This window comes from Bacteroides sp. 1_1_14, from assembly GCF_000162515.1.
GTDB classification, from domain to species: domain Bacteria; phylum Bacteroidota; class Bacteroidia; order Bacteroidales; family Bacteroidaceae; genus Bacteroides; species Bacteroides thetaiotaomicron.
Genome location: NZ_GG774702.1, coordinates 1 through 2,715, shown reverse-complemented (window position 1 = coordinate 2,715; position 2,715 = coordinate 1). Strand labels below are relative to the sequence as shown.

2 protein-coding genes are annotated in these 2,715 nt (G+C 32.6%); one reads left to right on the top strand and one right to left on the bottom strand.

Translation table 11 applies throughout. The annotated features are described in order from the left end of the window. The coding region (locus HMPREF9007_RS24450; RefSeq protein ID WP_180960840.1) for a carboxypeptidase-like regulatory domain-containing protein at positions 1–220 on the bottom strand (220 nt) is incomplete at its 3' end. A 450-nt stretch (positions 221–670) separates the two neighbouring features. On the opposite strand from HMPREF9007_RS24450, the gene HMPREF9007_RS24455 reads away from it, so the two are divergent. Further along, positions 671–1,861, top strand: coding sequence for a site-specific integrase (locus tag HMPREF9007_RS24455; protein WP_008759574.1), 1,191 nt, complete (start codon positions 671–673; stop codon positions 1,859–1,861). The last annotated feature ends 854 nt before the right edge of the window (positions 1,862–2,715 follow it).

The window sequence follows — 2,715 nt, the reverse complement described above, 5'->3', positions numbered from 1 at the left end:
GCAAAGTCTTTGCAGAACTTGGTACGTTCGCCAAATTAAAATTACCATCGATGTCTGTGATTGTACCTTGAGTAGTACCTTTTACCAACACAGAGGCTCCAACAACTGGTTGCCCATCTTCTTCAGAAATCACAACGCCTGTGACTTTCTGAGTCTGAGCAGTTACTAGGCTTATGCCCACAAAAAGGCATGCCAATAACAGCATTAATTTTCTTTTCATAAATTCTCTCTTAAAGTTCAACTTTACATTAATTGTCTCTATACTCTAACAAGTTGCAAAATTATTAATAAATATGAAACTAACAATTAATTTGATAAAAAAAGGTTGTATATATAACATATTGTTATTTATAACATCGAAAATATGCTGATAAACATCTTTATTTGCTATAAATATTGTGATTTATCAAGCATGGAATGTCACTTTGTGAATGCAAAGTGTAGTAATTAACATTCTATTTGCTTGTTTTTGGATATAAAACTACCCTGCAAACGTTTCTTTTTGATTTATTATGAAGAAATGACGATAAAAAAATAGCATTTAAATTAAAGTTATGTAAATACTTAATTATTGAATTTTAATTTTTGCAGAAATTAATGCAGGTTCAACCTTAATTATAGCACAGAACTTAGTTTATTTTGTTCTTAGTATTAACTAAAAGACAATAGAATGAAGAAGATTAGTTACAGCCTTGTGTTTAACAGAAAAAAGAAGCTGAACAAAAAAGGAATGGCATTGGTACAAGTAGAAGCTTACTTAAACAGGAGAAAAATGTACTTCTCAACCAGGGTGTACCTCAAACCAGACCAGTGGGACGTAAAACGTAGAATGGTAAAGAACCATCCTAATTCAGATGCATTAAATCGAATGCTATATGATTTTATAGCTGACATTGAGCAGAAAGAATTGGGATTATGGCAACAGAGAAGATCGATATCCTTGGATTCGTTGAAAGACTCTATTGAAAAACCGGAAAATAATGGGAATTCATTTCTGACCTTTTTTAAAGAGGAAGTCAGCAACTCTTCTTTAAAAGAAAGCACCAGGCAGAATCATCTTTCCACTTTAGAATTGCTGCAAGAGTATAAAAAGGACATTGTATTCACAGATTTGACTTTCGAATTTGTGTCTTCATTTGATAACTATCTGCAGTCCAAAGGGTATCATCTCAATACCATTGCCAAGCATATGAAGCATTTAAAACGATATGTGAATGTGGCAATAAATAAGGAATACATGGATATTCAGAAGTATGCTTTCAGGAAATATAAAATCAAAAGCATAGAAGGAAGTCATACGCACTTGTCGCCGGAAGAGCTGAATAAAATGGAGGAAGTGAATCTGGAAGGGAAGTTTACGAAGTTTCAAAAATCAAAGGATGCCTTTTTATTTTGTTGCTATGCCGGTTTGCGGTACTCTGATTTTATAAATCTGACTGCCGCGAATATTGTTGAACTCCATCAGGAGACGTGGTTGATTTACAAATCTGTTAAAACAGGTATTGATGTGCGCCTTCCTTTATATTTATTATTTGAAGGTAAAGGACTGCGGGTGTTGGAGAACTACAAAGACGATTTAAACGGATTCTTCAAGCTGAAAGATAACTCTAATGTGAATAAAGACTTGAATGCATTAGCCAAGCTGGCAGAAATAGACAAACGGATATCATTCCATACAGCCCGACATACAAACGCCACCTTATTGATATATAGTGGTGCAAATATAACGACTGTACAAAAGCTGCTGGGACACAAAAGTGTGAAGACAACTCAGGTATATGCAAATATCATGGACATGACTATTGTGCATGACCTTGAGAAAGCAGCCTATTCAAAATTAGCTAATAGACCAAAAAGCTAGGCAGTGATTGTCTGGAAATGTCCTGTTTTTAAGATTGGTTTCAACAGAGTTGATTCAAAATCTAACAATATGGCAGAAATAATGCATAAATCAATGTAAGAATATGCAATTTACAAATGATTTGTCGCATATAAATGACTGTAATATACATAAAAAGTGCAATGTCAGGACTCTTTCCTTTTAAAGGAACGATCCGTTCCTTTAAAAGGAACAGATCGTTACTCACCGAGGAACATCTAATTGCTTTAAAAGGAAGAGCCAAAAGTAGTTTTAATTTCTAATTCTGTTCTAACTGATAGACTTTCCTGTCACAGGGAAATATATCATATCGAAACTAAATATTTCTTTTATATTCAAAGGTGCAAGCTGATATAAGTAATCATATAGCACAAGGAAACAAAAAACGGACAGATGTATTTCATCCGTAGATCTGCTGTTTTAAAATCCTGCCGATTTTTGTCATTCTCCCAAGCAGGTTCTGTATATTTTGAATTATACCATAACTAAATATGCTTTTCTTCAGATTTGATCTTTTTCTACTATCACGCCCCAAAAGTAATCATTCATTATGATTGGTGGTGAGAAATATTCGGGAAATATAAAAATAGTATCCAATAATAATACCTCATATAAATAAAATAAAGACATAACTTTCTTATAATGAATGAACTAAATGATTGAAATGGATAGAAACAGGGTATCATTCGTTAAAGAAAAGGGTAGTTATAATGCTGATAAATAATTGATTATCACGTTTATATATGGATACAATAACATATATGACGATTAGGTTTATATTTCTCATTATTATAATAATCAACACTTTATATAAAGAATTAGTTCTGCAAAGACTT

Excerpts from the sequence above, each read along its gene's own strand:
- HMPREF9007_RS24455 (WP_008759574.1), top strand. The coding sequence starts at position 671 with ATGAAGAAGATTAGTTACAGCCTTGTGTTTAACAGAAAAAAGAAGCTG.